Here is a 19,330-nt window from a genome sequence, read left to right on the forward strand (position 1 = left end):
CCGAGGGTGTTGAGCATGGCCTGCTCGTCACCGGCGCGGGGGCCGATGTGGCGGGCGATGAATTCGTCATGTGTGTCGAGGAGGACGGTCATGGGCAGTCCTCAGGCGTCGATCTGGTCTTGGATCAAGCGGTCGTAGGCGGCCTGATCCAGCAGTTGGCCGAGCGCGGCAGCGTCAGCGGGCTGGAAACGGAAGAACCAGCCTTCGCCCAGCGGGTCTTCGTTGACCAGCTCCGGGTTGCTGTCCAGTTCCGAATTCACGTGCAGCACCTCACCGTCCAACGGCATGCCGATGCTGCTGGCGGCTTTCACCGATTCCACGACCGACACTTCGGCTCCGGCGTCGAAGCTGCCCAACTCAGGCACCTGAACGAATACCACATCCCCCAATGCCTGTTGGGCAAACGCCGTGATGCCAACGGTGACAGTGCCGTCAGCTTCGGTGCGCAGCCATTCGTGTTCGACGGTAAAACGCAATTCGCTCATATCAACTCCTCATTGTTCAGACTCATCCGCTGCAGGTGGCGGAGGCGATGGGCAGGCTCGGGTGTGGGTAGCGAGCTTGGCTGGAGGAGAGATAGCAAGGGTGGTGCCAAGGTTTATTAACTGTTTTAAATCAATGACATAGTTGTTTTTTAGACAGCGTGAAGCGCGATTGCTGTATTGAAATCAAGACAGGCATGGGAAGCGAAGGGACCGATGTCCGGCGTAGACAGGTTGAAAGGGTTTTGTCTTGGTTTCGATACGCTGTATCGATTTGCAAACAACTCTTTGTAGGAGCTGCCGAAGGCTGCGATCTTTTGATTTTGATCTTCGGCGGCTCAGGAAAAGATCAACATCAAAAGATCGCAGCCTGCGGCAGCTCCTACGGGACGGGGTCGAATTTACGACTTGTTGGGTATGCCGTACTTGCGCAGGCGGATGGCAATCGCACTATGGGAGGTTTGCAGGCGTGCCGCGAGCAAGCGGCTGGACGGATAGCTTTGGTAAAGCTGCTCCAGCAAATTCCTTTCAAACCCCTCGACAGCCTCCTCAAGGCTGCCCACCTCGCCATCGTTCCGGCGCTCCACAGCGGTGCGCGCAATGTCCAGGTCGTCAATGTCCACCAACGGGTTCTCGCAGATCGCCGCCGCGCGAAAGATCACGTTTTGCAGTTGCCGCACGTTACCCGGCCAGCGGTTTCCAAGCAGGGCGGGAAAGGTGCTCGGCGCCAGGCGACAGACCGGGCGCTGGATCTGCGCGCAAGCCTGCTGCATGAAGTGCTGGGCCATCAACAGGATGTCGTGGCCACGTTCGCGCAGTGGCGGCACCTGCAGGTTGAGGACATTGAGGCGGTAGAACAGGTCTTCGCGAAAGTGCCCTTCGCCGACCATTTTTTCCAGGTCGCGGTGGGTCGCGCTGAGGATCCGCACATTGACCTTGACCTCGCGATCGCCCCCGACCCGGCGGAAGCAGCCATCACTCAAAAAACGCAGCAGCTTGGCTTGCAGGTACGGCGACATCTCGCCGACTTCGTCGAGAAATACCGTGCCCTGGTCAGCCAGTTCCAGCAGCCCGAGCTTGCCACCCCGTTGTGCCCCGGTGAACGCTCCGGGGGCGTAGCCGAACAGCTCGCTTTCGGCCAGGCTCTCGGGCAGCGCCGCGCAATTGAGGGCCAGGAACGGCTTGTCACGGCGACCGCTGATTGCGTGACAGGCGCGGGCCACCAGTTCCTTGCCGGTGCCGGTTTCTCCCTGGATCAACAGCGGTGCGTCGAGGGCCGCCACCCGTTGCGCGCGGGCCTTGAGCGAGCGGATCGGCGGCGACTCGCCGAGCAGCGCATCGAAACCTTCGGCGTGATCATGGTGTAGCGCCGAGAGGCGTTCACCAATGCGATTCGGCTGATAGAGGGTGAGCAGGGCGCCAGCGTCGGTAATCGGCATGGCGTCGAGCAGCAACGTGTGGCCACCAAGACTGACCTCGTGCATGGGCAGGCGGAAATGCTGGGCGATCAAGGTGCGTTGCAAATCGGTATCGTCGAACAGCGCGCTCAGAGATTCACCGGCCGGTTCGCGACCGCACAGGGCGATCAATGCCGGGTTGGCCAGCAGCACGTGCCCACGATCATCGACCGCCAGCACCGGGTCGGAACTGGCGGCCAGCAAGGCATCCAGTTGCAGGCGCCGTCGTTGCCCCGGAAGGATGTCGACCAGGGTCACCGCCTGCACGCCGCGCACGCCGAATAGTGCCTCGCGCAACTCTTCCAGTACTTCGGCGCCAAGGGTCGGGGCGTCGATGTAGACGTTCGGCGGCACCATCTCCACGGCGTCCAGATTGAAGCTGCGCCCGCCGAGCAGGGCCAGCACTTCCTGGGTGATGCCGACGCGGTCGATGAAGGTGACGTGGATGCGCATGACAGGCCTGCAAGATGGGCGAACGAAAATCAGTATGCCGGGGCGAATTCGAGTTTGGCGAGCGTCACGTCATCCATTGGCCGTTTTGCGGGTGCTGGCCGCCAGGTCCTCGAGAAACGCCTGCAGGATCGGCGGCGGTGCCACACCGCGCCGGGTGATCACGTCGAACGGTGATTTCAGCCGCAGGCTCGCCGGGCCCAGTTGATGCATTTCGCCTGACTTGAGCCACTGGGCGGCGAAGTGCTCGGGCAGAAAACCCATGTAGGCGCCGGAGATGATCAGGATCGCCGAGGCTTCGATATTGTCCACGGTGGCCGCCGCCTTGCTCACGCCCAAGTGTTCCAGGTCGTATTGCTGCATGTAGCCGCGTACGACGATGCGACCCGCGCCGATTTCTTCGAGCAACTCGGCACCTTCGGCCGTGCTCCCATACAGCGGGTGCCGGCGCCCGCAATACAAGCCCAGCGCTTCCTGATACAGCGGCGATTGCAGCAGGCCCGGTACATGGATCGGAAAATGCCCGATGGCCAGGTGCAGGCGACCGTCGAGCACCCGTTCTTCCAGTTCTGCCGGAGTGCCGACGTACACGTTCAGGTGCACGTCATGCCCGCGCGACACGAAGCGCTGGGTGGTGCGCGGGATCGGTGAATCGGGGTCGGTGATGGTGGTGTCGATGATCCCCAGGTTGAGCTTGCCGCTGATGTGCTGCTTGAGCACGTCGGCGTCCATGCAGAAATTTTCCACCGCCGACAGCAGGCGCTGGGTGGCTTCATGGATCGCCACGCCTTGCTCGGTCAGGCGAAAGCCGCTGCGCCCGCGCTGGCAGAGCTTGACCCCAAGGCGGGTTTCCAAATGGGTCATCTGTTCGCTGATGGTCGACTGCCCGGCGTTCAACGCCGCCTGGGCGGCGGAGAAACCGCCGCAGCGGACAATCGTGGCAAATACCCTGAGCAGTTTCAGGTCGACATCGTGCAGTTGGATCATCGGGAACCTCCGGCATGGGGATGCATCGGGAATGCCGATATGAGTATCTGATGTTTAGCATTTTTTCCACGAAAACCTGCGCTCATAGTCTTTCCAACGGCGGTCGCCTTGCAGTTCCGCCAAGCCGATAACAAGAAGTGGAGAGGCTAGAAATGTCGAACAACGGTTATGAGTCCGGTCGTCTGAACCTGCCATTCGTGGGTCATTGCACCTTTGGCAAATCCCCGGTGTGCACCGATTGGGATGCGCTGGATGCCGACGTCGCGGTGCTTGGCGTGCCCAACGACATGGGCACCCAGTGGCGCTCCGGCGCACGCTTCGGACCACGCGGGATTCGTGAAGCATCGACGCTGTTTTCCTTCGGCCACGCAGGGGCCTACGATCACGAAGATGACGTGATGTACCTCACCGCATCGGACGTGCGCATGGTCGACGTCGGTGATGCCGACATCGTCCACACCGACATGGCCACCAGTAACAAGAACACCGAATACGCGGTGCGCAAGATCCTCGATGCCGGTGTGATGCCGGTGGTGCTGGGCGGCGATCACTCGGTGCACGCACCGGTCATCAAGGCCTTCGAAGGGCGCGGCCCGATCCACATCATCCACTTCGATGCACACCTGGACTTCGTCGACGAGCGCCACGGCGTGCGTTACGGCCACGGCAACCCGCTGCGCCGCGCCTCGGAAATGAACCACATTGTCGGCATGACCCAGATGGGCATCCGCAACGTCTCGTCGTCCAACCGCGACGACTACGAAGCGGCTCACGAGGCCGGTTCGAAGATCCTCTCGGTGCGCGATGTGCGTCGCCTTGGCGTCGAAGGTGTACTGGCGCTGATCCCGCAGAACATCAACTACTACATCACCATCGACATCGACGGTTTCGACCCGTCCATCGCCCCCGGCACAGGCACCCCGAGCCACGGCGGCTTCCTCTACTACGAAGTGCTGGAAATCATCCAGGCCCTGGCCAAGCGCAGCAAAGGCAACATCGTTGGCATGGACCTGGTGGAGGTGGCACCGGTGTACGACCCGACCGGCATGACCTCGATCCTCGCTGCGCAGCTGCTGCTGAACAGCATCGGCTTCATCTTCCACGAGCGGGGCTTGGTGCGAGCCGCCGCCGAAAGCGAATCGCTGGCTTAAGAGCTGGCCAGCCTGAATATCGAAACCACGAAGACCCGGCAGGAACTGACTGCCGGGCAGAGAGAATAAAAATGGACACGATCGTCAAAAGTTACCTGCAGAAGTTTGGTGTCAGCGAAGCCACCCAGACCTTCCTTAGCAAAGCGCAGAAGATGTTCATAGGCGGTACCTGGGTCGACGCCAGCGACGGCCAGACGTCCGAAGTCATCGAGCCCTCGACCGAAGGCCTGATCACCCGCATTCCCATGGGCACCACTGAAGACCTGGACCGCGCCGTGCAAGCAGCCCGCGCGCAGTTCGATGGGGGTGAATGGAGCCAGGCAAAACCGGCGCAACGCGAACGCCTGATCCAGCGCCTGGCGGATTTGATCGAACAGAACGCCGACGAGCTGGCGCAAATCGAATCGATCGACATGGGCAAGTCGGTAGCCTTCGCCAAGGACGTCGATATCCAGGGCACCGTCGATACACTGCGCTATTTCGCCGGTTGGGCCACCAAGCTCCACGGGCGCACCGTCGAGCCTTCGCTGCCGGGTAATTACCTGGCCTATACCCGCAAGGAAGCGGTAGGGGTGGTCGGCGCCATCGTGCCGTGGAACTTCCCGCTGCAAACCATGGCCTGGAAACTTGGCGCGGCGCTGGCCACCGGTTGCACCGTGGTGGTCAAGCCCGCTGAGCTGACCTCGCTGTCGGCCCTGCGTTTCGCGGAACTGGTGCAGGAAGCGGGCATTCCGGACGGCGTGATCAACATTGTCACTGGTCGCGGCAGCGTGGTCGGCGCGGCCATGACCACCCACCCCGGCATCGACAAATTGACCTTCACCGGTTCCACCCCGGTGGGCCTTACCGTTGGCCGCGCGGCGCTGGACGACATGAAGCGGCTGACCCTCGAACTCGGTGGAAAGTCGCCAGTCATCGTGTTTGCCGATGCCGACATTCCGGCCGCGGCACAAGCGGTCGCCAATGGCGTATTTTTCAACTCCGGGCAGGTATGCGATGCCGGCACGCGGGCTTATATTCATAGCAGCGTCCATGACGAATTCCTGCGTGAGCTGATCGCCTATACACGCACCCTGAAAATGGCCCCGGGCCTGGACCCGGACTGCTTCATCGGCCCACTGGTGTCGGCCCTGCAAAAGCAGCGCGTTACCGAGTACATCGAGACCGGCAAGGCCGAAGGCGCCGAACTGGTGTACGGCGGCCAACCGGTCGATGGTCCGGGGTTCTTCGTCGAGCCGACCATCTTCGCCAATTGCCGCAACGACATGCGCATCGTCCAGGAAGAGATCTTCGGTCCGGTGCTGGTGACAGCAAAGTTCGATGATGATGAAGAGGCCCTGGCCCTGGCCAATGACTCAGCTTTTGGCTTGGCGGCTGCCCTGTACTCCAACGACCTGGGCAAGGTGCATCGCCTGATACCACGCCTCAAGGCCGGCTCGGTCTACGTCAACGCCCACGGCACCCTCGACCCGTCGATGCCGTTCGGTGGCTACAAGCAGTCCGGGTTCGGCAAGGACCTGGGCGCCGAGCAGCTCGATTACTTGCTCGAAACCAAGGCGGTGTGGATCACCTTGCCGTGAGTCATGGCTGACTCTTGAACGACACAAACCCTGTGGGAGCGAGCCTGCTCGCGAAGAGGCTGGCATATCCAGCATCAATGTCGCCTGAAACATCGCCTTCGCGAGCAGGCTCGCTCCCACAGGTTCCCCAGCAGGGATGTCGTTCACCCAAAAGAACGCGGTTATCTCGTCATGATCTTCCAACAATAAGAGTCCATCATGAACACTAACGCCAAGTCCGCCACGAGTGTCTCCTCCCTCGACGACAAATCCGTCGTCGAGGGGCATTCGATTGACTTCATCCCCGAGAACGAGCGCACCGACAAACTGTCGAGCCAGGGCCCGTTCTGGTTCCTCGGCAATTTCACCTTCTTCACCATGACCATCGGCTTCGTCGGCCCAAGCGTCGGCCTGACCGCGCTCTGGACCACACTCGCCGGCACCCTGGGCATCATGTTTGGCACGCTGTTCATGGCGTTTCACGGTTCGCAAGGCCCGCACCTCGGCTTGCCACAGATGATCCAGTCCCGCGCGCAGTTCGGTTACCGTGGGGTGATCCTGGTGCTGCTGGCGACGCTGTTCGTGTTCGCCGGGTTCAACATCGTCAACCTGGTGCTGATGATGCAGGGCCTGCACACGCTGTTCGGTTTCAGCCCCGCGGTGATCGCGGTGGCGGTGACCCTCCCGGCGGCGGTGTTGGCGATCCTCGGCCATGACTGGATGCACCGCAGCTTCAAATGGGCGTTGTGCCTGTCGCTGCCGCTGTACGGCCTGGTGACCCTGGCGGTGTTGATGGGCTGGGTACCGGACGCCGTGTTGCCGGCGCTGGCCGAGGGCGAAGCGGCCCCCGCACCGCTGGGCTTCAACTGGACCGGTTTCATCGCGCAGTTCGCGGCCGCGGCGAGTTACAACATCGCCTATGCCCCCTACGTGTCGGACTACTCGCGTTACCTGCCAAAGAACACCTCCAGCGGCAAGCTGATCGCCGTGGTGTTTCTCGGCGCTTCGTTGTCCGGAGCGTGGATGATTTCCGTCGGTGGCTGGCTGGCCGATCACCTGCACTCCACCGATGTGCTGGTGGCCCTGGGTCAAGTCGGCAACACCGTGTCGCCACTGATGGGCACCGCGGTCGTGGTGGTGACCATCCTGGCGTTCCTGCCGGTGATCGCGATGAACATCTACAGCGCCAAGCTGACTACCCTGACCTGTGTCGATTCGATCAGGCACATCGAGCCGACCCGCAAGGCGCGGATCCTCGCCATCGCATTCGTGATCCTGCTGCAACTGGGCGTGGCCCTGAGCATCCAGAGTTCCGGCAAAGGCCTGTCGGTGCTCGGCATCTACCTGGTGGTGATGCTGTACTTCCTGGTGCCCTGGACCTCGGTCAACCTCACGGACTATTTCTTCGTGCGCAAGGGCCGCTACGCCATCCCGCACTTCTTCATGCCCCACGGCAACATCTACGGCAACTGGGGCCTGCGTGGCATCGCCGCCTATGCCATCGGCTTTATCTCGATGATTCCGTTCTTCTACATCTACGACGGCGTCGAACAACGCGAAGTGTATGTCGGCCCGCTGGCCAAGGCCCTGGGCAGCATCGACATCGCCTGGCTGGTGGGGCTGATCGTCTCGGGCCTGGCGTACTACTGGCTGAGCCGTTCGATCGACCTTGCGCGCGAAGAGGCCGTTATCCAGCAGGTCGAAATAACCTCCCCGCAATACACCACTGGCGACACGCTGACCCATAAACAGCAACCACGGCCGGTATTCACTCAAACGACGGTCGGGAGATAGCCATGACCACGCAAAAATACGACTACATCATCATTGGCGCAGGCTCGGCAGGTTGTGTGTTGGCCAACCGCCTGAGCGAAGACCCGGCCACCTCGGTGCTGGTCCTGGAATTCGGCGGCAGCGACAAGAGCGTGGTGATCCAGATGCCCAGTGCGTTCTCGATCCCGATGAACACCAAGAAGTACAACTGGCGCTACGAAACCGAGCCGGAAACCTACCTCAACGGCCGGCGCATTCATTGCCCGCGGGGCAAGGTGCTGGGGGGTTCCTCGTCGATCAATGGCCTGGTGTACATTCGCGGCCACGCCCTGGATTTCGATGAATGGGAATCCCTTGGCGCCCAGGGCTGGGGCTACAAGAATTGCCTGCCGTACTTCAAGCGCGCCGAAAGCTACGAGTCCGGTGGCGACAGCTATCGCGGGCAGACCGGACCACTGCACACCACCAACGGCAATCACATGAAAAATCCGTTGTATGGGGCCTGGGTCGAAGCCGGCGCGGAGGCGGGCTACATCAAGACCGAAGATTGCAACGGCTACATGCAGGAAGGTTTCGGTGCGATGCACATGACCGTGAAAAATGGCGTGCGCTGCTCCACGGCCAACGCCTACTTGCGTCCGGCCATGGGCCGTCCGAACCTGACGGTGATTACCCATGCGATGACGCGCCAGGTCATCCTCGAAGGCAAGCGTGCAGTCGGGGTGATGTATGACCACGGGGGTCAGACCCACCAGGTTTATTGCAACCGCGAAGTCCTGATCTCGTCCGGGCCGATCGGTTCGCCGCACCTGCTGCAACGCTCCGGCATCGGCCCGGCCGAGGTCCTGCGCAAGGCCGGGATCGGCGTGCGCCATGACCTGCCGGGGGTAGGGGAGAACCTGCAGGATCACGCCGAGGTGTACATCCAGTTCGGCTGCAAGGAACCGGTGACGCTCAACAGCAAGATGGACCCGCTGAGCAAATTGATGATCGGTTTGCGCTGGCTGCTGTTCAAGGACGGCCTGGGCGCCACCAACCACTTCGAGGCCGGTGGTTTCATTCGCTCCGAGAAGGGCCTGCGCTGGCCGGACATCCAGTTCCACTTCCTGCCGGCAGCGATGCGCTACGACGGCAACAAGCCGATCAAGGGCCACGGTTTCATGGTGCTCACAGGGCCAAACAAACCGAAAAGCCGTGGCTATGTGCGCGTGCGGTCGGCCGATCCGTACGAACACCCGGAGATTCGCTTCAACTACCTGGAGCGCGAAGAGGACCGCGAAGGCTTCCGCCGCTGCATCCGTCTGACCCGGGAGATCATCGGCCAGAAAGCCATGGACCGTTTCCGCGACGGCGAAATCGCCCCCGGAGCGCTGGTGACCAGCGATGAAGACCTTGATGCCTTTGTCCGTGACAACCTCGAAAGCACTTACCACCCCTGTGGCTCGTGCCGCATGGGCGAGGACGACATGGCGGTGGTGGATTCCGAGCTGCGGGTGCATGGCATCAAGGGCTTGCGGGTCATCGACTCTTCGGTGTTCCCGACCGAACCGAACGGCAACCTCAATGCGCCGACCATCATGCTCGCCGAACGGGCTTCGGACCTGGTTCGCGGGGTAAAGATGTTGCCAGCGTCGGATGTGCCAGTGGGGCTGGTAGAGAATTGGGAAAACAGCCAGCGCACGACCTTGCCAGGACGTAACGTGCGCGTTTAAGCAAATCCTGTGTGGGAGCGAGCCTGCTCGCGAAAGCGATGGACCAGTCAACATCAATGTTGAATGTCATGGCCCCTTCGCGAGCAGGCTCGCTCCCACAGGAAAAATTCGATTGCCATTGCTAGGCTCAAACTCCCAAGACCGCAATGGAGCACCCTCATGGCTATCCTGGCCCTTCGCGCCGACGCCTCCCACATCGACACGATCGCGCCGTTATTCGACGCTTATCGTGGCTTCTACGGCCAGCCGTCGAACCTGCCCCAGTCCCGCGACTTCATCGCCGAACGCATTGCCCGCGACGAGTCGGTGATCTTCTTCGCCGAGGACACCGTCGGCCAGGCGCTGGGTTTCGTGCAGATGTTCCCGACCTTTTCCTCCATCGACGCCCACCGCACCTGGCTGCTCGGCGACCTGTTCACCACGCCCGCCGCCCGGGGCAAAGGCGTTGGTACGCTGCTGATGAATACCGCCCGCGACTTTGCGCGGTTGATGGGAGCCAAGGGCATGACCCTGGAAACCGCAACTGACAACTACGGTGCCCAGCGTCTGTACGAGTCATTGGGTTATGTGCGCGATCCCGGTTACTACACCTATTGCCTGGACTTGAAACAAGGTTAGGTTCAAAAAGCGGCAGCCTCGACGAGGCTGCCGCGCTGGAGGCAGGTTTTCATCTGCGTGGTGATTGCCATGTTGGCAGGCACCATCGTCCAGGTGCGCTCGAGCGTTGATCGTTATTGCTGGTTTGCTCGAACATCAAGGTTAATTGCGCCGCGCCGTGCGCCTCGCGACGCCGGCAACGCTGACGGGCGTAAGAGGACGCCCGACCACCGCCTCGGCGTGAGGAACGACGCTGTGCACGCCGGGGATCGACAAGGTCTCTCCAAGCTCCAGCGCACACATCAGTACGAATGCCGCCAGAAGGAAGCCGAAGGATTTCATCAATAGGTTCATTGGGCTTTTCCTCGAACAAAGTTGCTGGGCAAGTCCTCGGCGTTGGGCAGGTCTTTGAGTTCGATTTTCTCGGCATTGGTCGAATTGTTAAACGCGAAATCATCAGCCGCGACGGCATCGCCACTTTTAAAGTCGCTTAGCTGGATGCTGTATTGGGGACTACCGGCAATTGTTTTGGAAGTGATGACATAACGGCAAGGGTAGGGGCGATCGCCTTGGGCGATCCATATTTGCCAGTCAACGTCTTTCTTCCTGAAAGCCAGGTGATCGCATTCGGTCCCCCCGATAACGCCACTTCCAAGATCCTTGATGTTGGTCACGCCTGACATCAATTGATCCTGGGGATTGGACATCAACAGATCTGCACCGGGCAGTGGCCTGTTGTATTTGTCGCGCAGCGTATCGAGAAGCTGGTCAACCGTGCCCGGGATTTCGACCTGCGTGTAGATGTTTTTGCCTTTGCCGATCAAGGTCAGCGTCTTGCCATCAAACAGCATCTCAAGGTCGGCAAAGCCACTGGTGCGTGTACCGCGCAGCTTGTCAGGCCGGGTGATGGCAACGGTGCCGGAACCTGCCAGTGCAAGTCGTTGCTTATCTTTAGTAACGACATCCAGAATCGTGTCGTAGCTAAACGATATATTTTTTTGCGCTGACATATAGTCGGACATGTTCTTGAGCAGTGTTTTGGCATATGCCTCATCGGCCAATGCCGCTGTTGATGTACTCAAGCCGATAATCAGTGCGAGGCTCGCTCCAGCGAAGCGGTTTATAGAAGTGTCGAGAAACTTTTGGGCGATCTTTTCCATGAGAGGTCACCGCTATAAGAATGCCGGGTTGGCAGTGCGGACTTGTAAAGTTAGTCCCATCATCAGCAGTTTGCCGTCTATTGGCCGACCATTCATCTGACATTCAAACCCGCCATTACACCCTGGGTTTGGCAATGAAAAATGCCGCCCGGTCAGGCGGCATGTTTATTGATTCCAATGCGCTGTGAACCCATCAGGCCGTTTGCTGTTTCTGCTCGCCGAACACCGGACGAAAGAAGGAGCGCTCATAGCTGAGGATGCAGCGCGTTTCTTCTGCGTACTTGAAGGCGGCGATGCATTCCGCGTCCTTCATAGACTGTTGGCGATACGTTTCGTAGGCCGCAAGGCTAGGGAAGGTGAACATGGCCAGGGCAACGTTGTTGGCCCCCTCGGACGGCAGGAAGTAGCCGTGATGCTGGCCGCCGAACTTCTCCACCAGTGGAATCCACAGTTTGCCGTAGTGTTCGAATGCATCGAGCTTGTAGGGGTCCAGCACATATTTCAGGTAGCAGGTGACCATCGGTTTTTTCTCTCTGACAGGTTAGCTATGTTCGGTGGTTGAATCGTCCGGCAGGTCGGGCAGAAGCCGCGCCGCCACGTCTGCGACAGCCTCGCCGCTGGTATCGCGCTTGAGCCATTCGGCCGGCGGCCAGCCCACCACGTTGAGGAAGGTTCGGGAGAACGAGGCTTGCGAACTGTAGCCGACTGTCGCGGCGATGACTTTGATCTGCACACCATCGCGCAATAGATCCTGGGCCAGTTTCATTCGCCAGGCGGTGACGTAGCCCATCGGCGAAATGTCCATGATCCGGGTAAAACAGGCGGCAAATTTTGACCGCGACATATTCGCAAGGCTGGCCATTTTCTCTACGGTCCAGGGCGCCTCGGGCTCCTGGTGAATGCGCTTGAACACTGTCCCGAGGCGCCCATCCTGAAGGGCGTACAGCAAACCGCTGGATATCTTGCCCTCGCTGACCGAGCGGCGCACCAGGAGCACGAACAGGTATTCGAGCAGCAGGTTCAGGGCTTTGGTTCGGCCGGGGGCCTTGTCCTGAAATTCATTGATCAGGGTGCCGAGCAGGGGCGTGAGGTTTTCCAGTTGGCGAAAGGCAAACACCAGGGTTTCCTTGAGCCCGAGCGGGAAGGGTTGCAGGAAATTGCGTCCGAACTGGAACGAAGCGCAGATCAATTCGGCGCCCTCGACCGAGCTTGAGCGCAATTGATAACGGCAGCTGCTGGGGCAAAACAGCACACTGGGCTCGTTGATCGAGATCGTTGGCAGCCCCGGTTGCACCATGTGGATACCGCCACGACGGATCACATGGATGAACGCCATGCCCGGCGGCTTGTCGAGCACCAGTGTGCCCACCATGGGGCCGGAAAAGAACAGCCGACCCTGCAGGTGTGTGCGCTCGAAGAATTCGGAAAGGATATCCATGTTGGAGACGCCTGGGTAAAGACGCTGTACGCCCTGGCAAAAGAGGAACAGGGCGCGACCGTAGGATGACGTTCTCGCCGATGGTAAACAACCCCCCTGCCGGGTGCCATGGCGCAGCGCGATTTTTCCATCCTTGAGCGGAGTCAACTGTCATGAGCAACGATTCGATTCGCACCACCGCCCCGTATGCCGACCCGACAGAGCCTGCGCTGCCGGACCCAGGCATGCAACTCGACCTGTCCCGCGCAGCACTGGTGGTCATCGACCCGCAGATCGACTTCCTCAGCCCCGAAGGTGTGAGCTGGGGTGTATTCGGCAAGAGTGTCGTCGAGCACGATGTGGTCAATCACCTCGGGCAGTTGTTTGCCGCTGCCAAAGAAGCAGGCATCACCGTCGCTGTTTCCCCGCACTATTACTACCCGTGCGATCACGACTGGCATTTCGGCGGGCCGCTGGAAAAGGTCATGCACAGCATATGCATGTTCGATCGGCAGGGGCCGCTGAGCCTCGACGGTTTCGAAAACTCCGGTGCCGACTTCATGCCCGGGTTCAAGCCGTACATCCTCGACGGCAAGACCATTATCGCTTCGCCGCATAAAGTGTACGGCCCTGAAACCAATGACTTGGCGTTGCAACTGCGCAAGCACGGTGTTTCGCAAATCATACTGGCGGGGATGGCGGCGAACCTCTGTGTCGAGTCGCACCTGCGTGAGTTGCTGGAGCAGGGCTTTGAAGTGGCGGTGGTCCGCGACGCCACCGCCGGCCCGAGCACGCCTGAGGGCGATGGCTACCTGGCTGCGCTGATCAACTATCGCTACATCGCCAATGCCTTGTGGACCACGGCGCAGACGCTGGACTACCTCAAGACCTGATCGCCCTGATACTAGGGGGGAGACGGCTGTACCCGATTTACTGTAGGAGCGAGCATGCTCCGGGCGGCGTTCCGACGATGGTCGTCAACGATGACGCGGGGCACCTGGCAGCCCGCGGTGCTCTCAGGTTTTTCGCGAGCATGCTCGCTCCTACAGGTTCCAAAAAACCTATCGTGGACCGACCTCCCGTGCCGCTCGTGCACATTCGATGAAAGCCTTGAGCGTTGCCGGCACATGCCGTCGGCTTGGGTAGTACAGATGCAGGCCGGGGTAGTAGGGACACCAGTCGCCCAACACCTGGATCAGGCTGCCGTCGGCAATCTGCGCCTTGACCATGTCTTCGAAGATGTAGGCCAGGCCGACGCCCTGCAACGCCGGGCCGACCATCAGGCTGACGTCGCCCAGGGTCAGTGGGCCGTCTATCTCGATTTCCTGGGCGATTCCACCCCGTTCGAACTCCCAGCGATATATCGCGCCACTGGGGAAACGATGGCGGATGCACGGCAGGCCATGCAAATCCTCGGGTTTTTGCGGAACGGGATGTCTGCGGAAAAACTCCGCCGAGCCCACGACCACCGAGCGCATGTGGCTACCAATCGGCAGGGAGACCATGTCCGCCTCCAACCGGACGCCAAAGCGGACGCCGGCGTCAAAGCCCTGCGCCACCACATCGACCAGCGCGTCGTCCGTCACGATCTCCAGTTTCACGTCTGGGCAGGCTTCGAGGAACCTGGCCGCCAGCGGCAGCAGCACCAGTTCGGCGGCCTGGCGACCAGCGTTGATTCTCAGGTTGCCCGAGGGTTTATCGCGAAAATTGTTCAGGTCCTCCAGGGCATCGTCGATATCGCGAAATGCGGGCTTCAATCGCGCGAACAGACGCTCACCGGCTTCGGTCAGGCCGACGCTGCGGGTGGTGCGGTTGAATAGCCGCACCCCGAGCCGGTTCTCCAGGGTCCGCACCGCATGGCTCAGCGCAGACGGCGTCAGCCCCAGTTCCATCGCCGCCCGGCTGAAGTTCAAGTGGTGGGCCACGCTCAGGAAGGTCGAGAGGTCTGACGCGGACGGCCCTTTCATATGTGAATACCTTTCACAAAGTCATGCAAAATTACTGGGATTATCACATCAGTAGTGCAGTTTTAAAGTGGCGTCAACTCATCAGGAAGGCCCGGCAATAACGCTCGGGTCGCTGACAGGAGGAGTTGAAATGCGCACTTGGTTCATTACTGGGGCTTCCCGTGGTTTTGGTACTCTCATCGCAGAACGTGCTCTGCATGCCGGCGACGCGGTCATCGCCACGGCCCGTAAACCTGAAGAAATCACCGCCAAACTGGGCGATCACCCAAACCTGCTGGCCGTGCGCCTGGACGTGACCCGCGAGGAGCAAGCGCATCAGGCCGTCGCAGAAGGCATCAAGCGTTTCGGCCGCATCGATGTGCTGATCAACAATGCCGGGTTCGGCGTGCTGGGCGCGGTGGAAGAAACCAGCGCCAGCGAGACCGAGCGTCTGTTCGCCACCAACGTCTTCGGCGTGCTCAACGTGACCCGGGCGGTACTGCCGCACATGCGTCGCCAGCGCAGCGGACATGTGATCAACATTTCTTCCATCGGCGGCTACCACGCCTACATGGGCTGGGGTGTCTACGGTTCCACCAAGTTTGCGGTAGAAGGTATTACCGAAGCGCTACACCAGGAACTGGCGCCGCTAGGGATACATGCCACGGTGGTCGAGCCGGGCTTCTTCCGCACCGACTTCCTCGACGAGCAATCGCTGGTGAAGACCGCGCTGGAACTGTCGGACTACGATGAAACCGTCGGCGCCATGCGCAAGCATGCCGAAGCCGCCAACCATGCCCAGCCGGGCGATCCGGTGAAGTTCGCCGACGCCATGCTGGCCCTGGTCAATGCACCGAAGCCGCCACAACGGCTGGCACTGGGCAGCGATACCATCGCGCGCATCGAAGCGAAAAACCGCTTTGTCGCCCAGGAATTGGCGCAATGGAACGAGCTGGCACTGTCCACCGATTTCAAGGACTGACTACACGCGCAACAAAAAATCCGGACCCATTCACAGGACTCCGGATTTTTTTGTGCATGAGATTTACCCTTGTAGGAGCGAGCATGCTCGCGAGAAACCCACGGGCGCCGCTGGGCATCTGGTTCTACGCGTTATCGTTCACGACCATCGTCGGAACGCCGCCCGGAACATGCTCGCTCCTACAGGAGATCAGCGGCATTCCATGCAGAAATAGGGCATGACGTCGGAGCTGGCATCGTAGCCATTGCTGCCATCGGCGTAATGATTGTGCCGCAGGCGGTCGGAGCCACCTTCTGCCACCCTTGTCCCGCGCATCGAGTTGTATCCGCCTGCGGCAACGTTGTTTTGCTTCAGTCGATCGGAACCGTCCGATGCCAGTTGCCGCTCGCGCAGGCGATCGGCGCCACCCTCGGCCAGTTGCCGTTCTCTCAAACGATCAGCCCCACCTTCGGCGACCTGATTCTGCTTGAGACGCTGCGCACCATCGGCAGCCAGTTGTGGTTCCTTGGTGCGGTCTGCACCCCCCTCGGCAGCGTTATGCACGGCCGTGTGGGCGCCGGACGTTCCGGCTCCCGCTTCGACGGCCTGTGCGTTGGCGGTGAGTAAAGCGAGGGCTGAAAGGAGGGCAAGTCCTGATGCAAGGCGGGGGGTGTTCATCATGTTCACCTAATGAGTCACGGGATTGTTCAAGCAACAAGTGGGCAGGCAGGAATGCCGGCTATTGCAGCCCTGACATTCGATGCCTGCATCTTAATTGCCTGAAAAACCCCGTCACTCATGCATAGGTTGTCAAGATCAACATCCAGGTATTAGCCGCTCATACGCGAGTATGCCGGGCGATGATCAATCGGCAGGCAACACCGGCGGCTTACCCTGGTCCTTCAATAGAAAGACGACAAACTTCGCCGGCTTGTCCTTGCTGGCATTGCGGCCCACCGTGTGAATATCGTTGGGGCCTTCATGGAAGCTCTGTCCGGGCATCAACGTGACTTCCTTGCCACCCTTGACCCCCATGACGATCGAGCCTTCGAGCACATAGATGAAACCGTGGGCGTCGTGTCGATGAACCGGGTCGGCACCGCCCGGCGGGTATTCGACGGTGAGCATCAGCACTTCCTTGCCGGGGTAATCGGGCAGCGCCGTGACCGACACTTCCTTGACGTCCGGAGGCGGCGCTTCGGCGGCCAGTGCCGTTGCGGTAGTGGTGAAGGACAGGGTAAACAGGGCGAGAAGCATGGGGGTTCGCATGGGATGCTCCTGATGAGAATAGTAGGCGGGTGCCAGTGTCTGACCGACTGGCTTGTCAGGCGCTGGTGCTCTTGAGCCATTGATCGAAGTGAATCTTGCCGAGGATGGGATTGGCGCCAGGGGTCAGTGACTGGCCGTTGATGATCGCGCCGTAATATCCGGCGTTGTCGTCGGTAATCACTTCACGCTGATCCTTGGTGTGTTGCAGGTAGGTTTTTGCGAACGACACCAGAGGTTGTTTGTCAGGGCCAGCCACTTCCTCGATTTTGCCGGTGGGCGCCGCCACGGCAATTTTGGCCAGTGCCGCGGCGACATCGGCCGAGGCGATCGGCTGCAGGGCGGCCGATGTCAGGCGAATGGTGTCGCCTTGTGCGCCTGATTGTGCAATGGCGCCGATGAACTCGAAGAACTGCGTAGCGCGCAGAATCGAGTAGGGCACTCCCGCGTTCTTGATCAATTCCTCCTGGGCCATCTTGGCGCGAAAGTAGCCGCTTTCGAGCATTCGCTCCGTGCCCACTACCGAAAGCGCGACGTGATGCTTGACCCCGGCGGCCTCCTCGGCGGCGGCAAGGTTGCGCCCGGATTTTTCGAAGAATTCCAGCACGGCGGCATCTTCGAACGAAGGTGAATTGGCGACGTCGACCACCACGTCGGCGCCTTGCAGGGCTGCCTGCAAGCCTTCTCCGGTGACTGCGTTGACGCCGGTACTCGGCGTGGCGGGCACCACATCATGTCCGCCTTCGCGCAGGAGTTTGCACAGTTGTGTTCCAATCAAGCCGGTACCGCCGATGACAACAATTTTCATGATTGAGTCTCCGTAAGTTGGTGTGGGGGTGGCGGCTGTACATGCCACTCACGTTGTGAGTAGCTAGTCTAGGCGGGCAAAAGCGCAGCGAGGCTTGGCGGGATGGACGGCACGCTTGGGCCTTGTACATGCGAAAAGCTTCGGCCATGGGCCCTGGTCATGCTCAAATGGCGGCCATTTTTTTTTTCGCTGCAGGCGGGAGCTGGAAATGAACAAAGCGGCCGTGATGACCCTCGTCCTGACCCTCGGTACAGGCCTGTTCGCCACGCAAGCGAACGCGCAGGGCGATGCCGAGGCGGGCGGTAAACTGTTCAAGCGGGTGTGTGGTGGCTGCCATCAGATCGGCGAGTCGGCGCGGGCGTTTTTTGGTCCGCAACTCAACGGTGTTGTCGGACGGGTTGCCGGCAGCACCACGGACTATCAGTACTCCGATGCGATGAAATCGTCGGGCATTGTCTGGACGCGGGAAAAACTGGCGGCGTACATCGAGGACCCGAAAGCCGTGGTGTCGGGCACACGGATGATTTTCTGGGGGATCAGCGATCGAGAGAAGATCGATGATTTGCTGGCTTACATCCAGACCTTCCCGGCACCCTGAAAACTGGCAGATGTACCTCGACCTGTAGGAGCTGCCGCAGGCTGCGATCTTTTGATCTTGCTTTGGCCCTGGAAAAATCAAAAGATCGCAGCCTGCGGCAGCTCCTACAGGGGTGCATTTTTAGCGACGCAGTTCAGCGCAATGGTCCTGCTCCGGCTGCGCTGCCGTATACCACACATAATCCGCGCTGTCGGCGCTCACGGTCTTGCCCACTTCAGCCAGCACCAGCACTGCGTTACCTTCGCCAGCGCCGAGGTCCTGCAGGTGCAACGGCACCCCCAGATCCTTGCGCACATGGAACGCCCCGGCCAGCAATAGCGCAGGCGTCGGTGCCGCCAGCAGGCGTTCGGCCATGCGCCGGTCACGCTGTTGCTGCACAGCGAGCATCGCCGGCATTTGCGCTTCGGGCAGCAAGCCGCAATGGGACTCGCGGATATCGTCCAGCAATGTCGCTTGTACCCTTTGGGTAGTGGACGCTTCACCGCTGAGCGTCGGGCGCTGTTTGTAGATCTGCATGATCTGCGCCCGGTCAAGGTTGGCCGACAGCAGGGGGTAGGGTTGGCGCAGGGCGTAGGTCACCAGTGGGCCGTAGACGCCCCAATCCCAGTTGGCCTGCCAGGACAGCGCCTGGTAAGCGTCGGCTGGTGGTTGGCCGGCACGGGTCGCGGCTTGGGCCGCATCGACTTTTGCCTGTTGGTCGGGGTTGAGCATTTCCATCAACAGGCTGCCTTGTGGACGTTTGGCCGCCAGTTGGCGCAGCAGCCACAGTTGCAAGGCATGGTGATCGGGGTTGTCGTGTTGCTCGCCGACCAGCACCCGTGGCGCAACCGCCAGGCGCTCGACCAGCTCCTGCGGGGTGAGGGCGCGTCCGCTGGCGAGTTCGCGGATCAACCCGAGATCGGCGTGATCTCGCCCTTGCGGGGCGATCGCTGGTGGCGGCGCTGCGACGTAATGGGTTTGGCAGGCAGCCAGCAGGCTGACCAGGAATAACAGCACAATGCGCATC

21 protein-coding genes are annotated in these 19,330 nt (G+C 60.7%); 8 read left to right on the forward strand and 13 right to left on the reverse strand.

The genetic code is table 11. From position 1 onward, the window contains the following. The 4 genes from PG5_RS35280 to PG5_RS09480 form a co-directional block, all read right to left on the reverse strand. Positions 1–92: hypothetical protein (locus PG5_RS35280; RefSeq protein ID WP_371106605.1), on the reverse strand; the 92-nt coding region annotated here is incomplete at its 3' end. Between the two features lie 9 nt (positions 93–101). Then, the gene (gene gcvH / locus PG5_RS09470; protein ID WP_020796885.1) at positions 102–485 is read right to left on the reverse strand and encodes a glycine cleavage system protein GcvH; all 384 of its coding nucleotides are present in this window, start codon (positions 483–485) and stop codon (positions 102–104) included. 398 nt (positions 486–883) lie between these two features. Further along, on the reverse strand, positions 884–2,392 hold the full coding sequence (locus tag PG5_RS09475; protein WP_020796886.1) for a sigma-54-dependent transcriptional regulator: 1,509 nt from the start codon (positions 2,390–2,392) through the stop codon (positions 884–886). 69 nt (positions 2,393–2,461) lie between these two features. Next, positions 2,462–3,376 (reverse strand): LysR family transcriptional regulator, encoded by a 915-nt coding sequence (locus tag PG5_RS09480; RefSeq protein ID WP_020796887.1) that lies wholly within the window; start codon positions 3,374–3,376, stop codon positions 2,462–2,464. Between the two features lie 152 nt (positions 3,377–3,528). On the opposite strand from PG5_RS09480, the gene speB reads away from it, so the two are divergent. From speB to PG5_RS09505, 5 genes are all read left to right on the forward strand, one after another. Next, on the forward strand, positions 3,529–4,527 hold the full coding sequence (speB, locus tag PG5_RS09485; RefSeq protein WP_020796888.1) for an agmatinase: 999 nt from the start codon (positions 3,529–3,531) through the stop codon (positions 4,525–4,527). 71 nt (positions 4,528–4,598) lie between these two features. Then, positions 4,599–6,107, forward strand: coding sequence for an aldehyde dehydrogenase (locus tag PG5_RS09490; protein WP_020796889.1), 1,509 nt, complete (start codon positions 4,599–4,601; stop codon positions 6,105–6,107). Positions 6,108–6,305: 198 nt separating this feature from the next. Beyond that, positions 6,306–7,880: a cytosine permease gene (locus tag PG5_RS09495; RefSeq protein ID WP_020796890.1), complete on the forward strand. Its 1,575-nt coding sequence runs from the start codon at positions 6,306–6,308 to the stop codon at positions 7,878–7,880. Between the two features lie 2 nt (positions 7,881–7,882). Next, a complete protein-coding gene (gene betA, locus PG5_RS09500; protein WP_020796891.1) occupies positions 7,883–9,571 on the forward strand; it encodes a choline dehydrogenase in 1,689 nt (562 codons plus the stop codon). 159 nt (positions 9,572–9,730) lie between these two features. Further along, on the forward strand, positions 9,731–10,189 hold the full coding sequence (locus PG5_RS09505) for an N-acetyltransferase (RefSeq protein WP_020796893.1): 459 nt from the start codon (positions 9,731–9,733) through the stop codon (positions 10,187–10,189). A 141-nt stretch (positions 10,190–10,330) separates the two neighbouring features. Here PG5_RS09505 and PG5_RS09510 read toward each other — a convergent pair whose 3' ends face one another. The 4 genes from PG5_RS09510 to PG5_RS09525 all read right to left on the reverse strand — a co-directional run bounded on the left by PG5_RS09510 (position 10,331) and on the right by PG5_RS09525 (position 12,766). After that, positions 10,331–10,522, reverse strand: a complete 192-nt coding sequence (locus PG5_RS09510) for a hypothetical protein (RefSeq protein ID WP_020796894.1) — start codon at positions 10,520–10,522, stop codon at positions 10,331–10,333. After that, on the reverse strand, positions 10,519–11,328 hold the full coding sequence (locus tag PG5_RS09515; protein ID WP_020796895.1) for a DUF2092 domain-containing protein: 810 nt from the start codon (positions 11,326–11,328) through the stop codon (positions 10,519–10,521). The genes PG5_RS09510 and PG5_RS09515 overlap by 4 nt, the downstream gene beginning before the upstream one ends. Positions 11,329–11,521: 193 nt before the next feature. Next, a complete protein-coding gene (locus tag PG5_RS09520; RefSeq protein ID WP_020796896.1) occupies positions 11,522–11,848 on the reverse strand; it encodes an NIPSNAP family protein in 327 nt (108 codons plus the stop codon). Positions 11,849–11,869: 21 nt separating this feature from the next. Beyond that, positions 11,870–12,766: an AraC family transcriptional regulator gene (locus PG5_RS09525; protein ID WP_020796897.1), complete on the reverse strand. Its 897-nt coding sequence runs from the start codon at positions 12,764–12,766 to the stop codon at positions 11,870–11,872. Between the two features lie 152 nt (positions 12,767–12,918). Between PG5_RS09525 and PG5_RS09530 the strand changes: the two genes are divergently transcribed. Next, positions 12,919–13,638, forward strand: a complete 720-nt coding sequence (locus PG5_RS09530; RefSeq protein WP_020796898.1) for a cysteine hydrolase family protein — start codon at positions 12,919–12,921, stop codon at positions 13,636–13,638. 168 nt (positions 13,639–13,806) lie between these two features. Here PG5_RS09530 and PG5_RS09535 read toward each other — a convergent pair whose 3' ends face one another. Next, entirely contained in the window at positions 13,807–14,712 is a 906-nt protein-coding gene (locus PG5_RS09535; RefSeq protein ID WP_020796899.1) for a LysR family transcriptional regulator, read from the reverse strand. 130 nt (positions 14,713–14,842) lie between these two features. Between PG5_RS09535 and PG5_RS09540 the strand changes: the two genes are divergently transcribed. Continuing rightward, positions 14,843–15,673, forward strand: a complete 831-nt coding sequence (locus tag PG5_RS09540; RefSeq protein ID WP_020796900.1) for an oxidoreductase — start codon at positions 14,843–14,845, stop codon at positions 15,671–15,673. Positions 15,674–15,862: 189 nt separating this feature from the next. Here PG5_RS09540 and PG5_RS09545 read toward each other — a convergent pair whose 3' ends face one another. The 3 genes from PG5_RS09545 to PG5_RS09555 all read right to left on the reverse strand — a co-directional run bounded on the left by PG5_RS09545 (position 15,863) and on the right by PG5_RS09555 (position 17,726). Beyond that, on the reverse strand, positions 15,863–16,330 hold the full coding sequence (locus PG5_RS09545; RefSeq protein WP_080725403.1) for a hypothetical protein: 468 nt from the start codon (positions 16,328–16,330) through the stop codon (positions 15,863–15,865). A gap of 186 nt (positions 16,331–16,516) precedes the next feature. Next, entirely contained in the window at positions 16,517–16,921 is a 405-nt protein-coding gene (locus PG5_RS09550; protein ID WP_020796902.1) for a cupin domain-containing protein, read from the reverse strand. Positions 16,922–16,976: 55 nt separating this feature from the next. Next, the gene (locus PG5_RS09555) at positions 16,977–17,726 is read right to left on the reverse strand and encodes an SDR family oxidoreductase (protein WP_020796903.1); all 750 of its coding nucleotides are present in this window, start codon (positions 17,724–17,726) and stop codon (positions 16,977–16,979) included. Positions 17,727–17,934: 208 nt separating this feature from the next. Between PG5_RS09555 and PG5_RS09560 the strand changes: the two genes are divergently transcribed. After that, the gene (locus PG5_RS09560; protein ID WP_020796904.1) at positions 17,935–18,324 is read left to right on the forward strand and encodes a cytochrome c family protein; all 390 of its coding nucleotides are present in this window, start codon (positions 17,935–17,937) and stop codon (positions 18,322–18,324) included. A 120-nt stretch (positions 18,325–18,444) separates the two neighbouring features. Here the strand turns inward: PG5_RS09560 and PG5_RS09565 are convergent, their stop codons facing one another. Next, positions 18,445–19,329: a ChaN family lipoprotein gene (locus tag PG5_RS09565; RefSeq protein ID WP_020796905.1), complete on the reverse strand. Its 885-nt coding sequence runs from the start codon at positions 19,327–19,329 to the stop codon at positions 18,445–18,447. Between the last annotated feature and the right edge of the window lies 1 nt (position 19,330).

It is taken from the genome of Pseudomonas sp. G5(2012), from assembly GCF_000408945.1.
Lineage (GTDB): Bacteria > Pseudomonadota > Gammaproteobacteria > Pseudomonadales > Pseudomonadaceae > Aquipseudomonas > Aquipseudomonas umsongensis.

Excerpts from the sequence above, each read along its gene's own strand:
- gcvH (WP_020796885.1), bottom strand. The coding sequence starts at position 485 with ATGAGCGAATTGCGTTTTACCGTCGAACACGAATGGCTGCGCACCGAA.
- PG5_RS09550 (WP_020796902.1), bottom strand. The coding sequence starts at position 16,921 with ATGCGAACCCCCATGCTTCTCGCCCTGTTTACCCTGTCCTTCACCACT.
- PG5_RS09475 (WP_020796886.1), bottom strand. The coding sequence starts at position 2,392 with ATGCGCATCCACGTCACCTTCATCGACCGCGTCGGCATCACCCAGGAA.
- PG5_RS09565 (WP_020796905.1), bottom strand. The coding sequence starts at position 19,329 with ATGCGCATTGTGCTGTTATTCCTGGTCAGCCTGCTGGCTGCCTGCCAA.
- PG5_RS09535 (WP_020796899.1), bottom strand. The coding sequence starts at position 14,712 with ATGAAAGGGCCGTCCGCGTCAGACCTCTCGACCTTCCTGAGCGTGGCC.
- PG5_RS09505 (WP_020796893.1), top strand. The coding sequence starts at position 9,731 with ATGGCTATCCTGGCCCTTCGCGCCGACGCCTCCCACATCGACACGATC.
- PG5_RS09525 (WP_020796897.1), bottom strand. The coding sequence starts at position 12,766 with ATGGATATCCTTTCCGAATTCTTCGAGCGCACACACCTGCAGGGTCGG.
- PG5_RS09560 (WP_020796904.1), top strand. The coding sequence starts at position 17,935 with ATGAACAAAGCGGCCGTGATGACCCTCGTCCTGACCCTCGGTACAGGC.
- betA (WP_020796891.1), top strand. The coding sequence starts at position 7,883 with ATGACCACGCAAAAATACGACTACATCATCATTGGCGCAGGCTCGGCA.
- speB (WP_020796888.1), top strand. The coding sequence starts at position 3,529 with ATGTCGAACAACGGTTATGAGTCCGGTCGTCTGAACCTGCCATTCGTG.
- PG5_RS09520 (WP_020796896.1), bottom strand. The coding sequence starts at position 11,848 with ATGGTCACCTGCTACCTGAAATATGTGCTGGACCCCTACAAGCTCGAT.
- PG5_RS09515 (WP_020796895.1), bottom strand. The coding sequence starts at position 11,328 with ATGGAAAAGATCGCCCAAAAGTTTCTCGACACTTCTATAAACCGCTTC.
- PG5_RS09510 (WP_020796894.1), bottom strand. The coding sequence starts at position 10,522 with ATGAACCTATTGATGAAATCCTTCGGCTTCCTTCTGGCGGCATTCGTA.
- PG5_RS09530 (WP_020796898.1), top strand. The coding sequence starts at position 12,919 with ATGAGCAACGATTCGATTCGCACCACCGCCCCGTATGCCGACCCGACA.
- PG5_RS09555 (WP_020796903.1), bottom strand. The coding sequence starts at position 17,726 with ATGAAAATTGTTGTCATCGGCGGTACCGGCTTGATTGGAACACAACTG.
- PG5_RS09480 (WP_020796887.1), bottom strand. The coding sequence starts at position 3,376 with ATGATCCAACTGCACGATGTCGACCTGAAACTGCTCAGGGTATTTGCC.
- PG5_RS09490 (WP_020796889.1), top strand. The coding sequence starts at position 4,599 with ATGGACACGATCGTCAAAAGTTACCTGCAGAAGTTTGGTGTCAGCGAA.
- PG5_RS09495 (WP_020796890.1), top strand. The coding sequence starts at position 6,306 with ATGAACACTAACGCCAAGTCCGCCACGAGTGTCTCCTCCCTCGACGAC.
- PG5_RS09540 (WP_020796900.1), top strand. The coding sequence starts at position 14,843 with ATGCGCACTTGGTTCATTACTGGGGCTTCCCGTGGTTTTGGTACTCTC.
- PG5_RS09545 (WP_080725403.1), bottom strand. The coding sequence starts at position 16,330 with ATGAACACCCCCCGCCTTGCATCAGGACTTGCCCTCCTTTCAGCCCTC.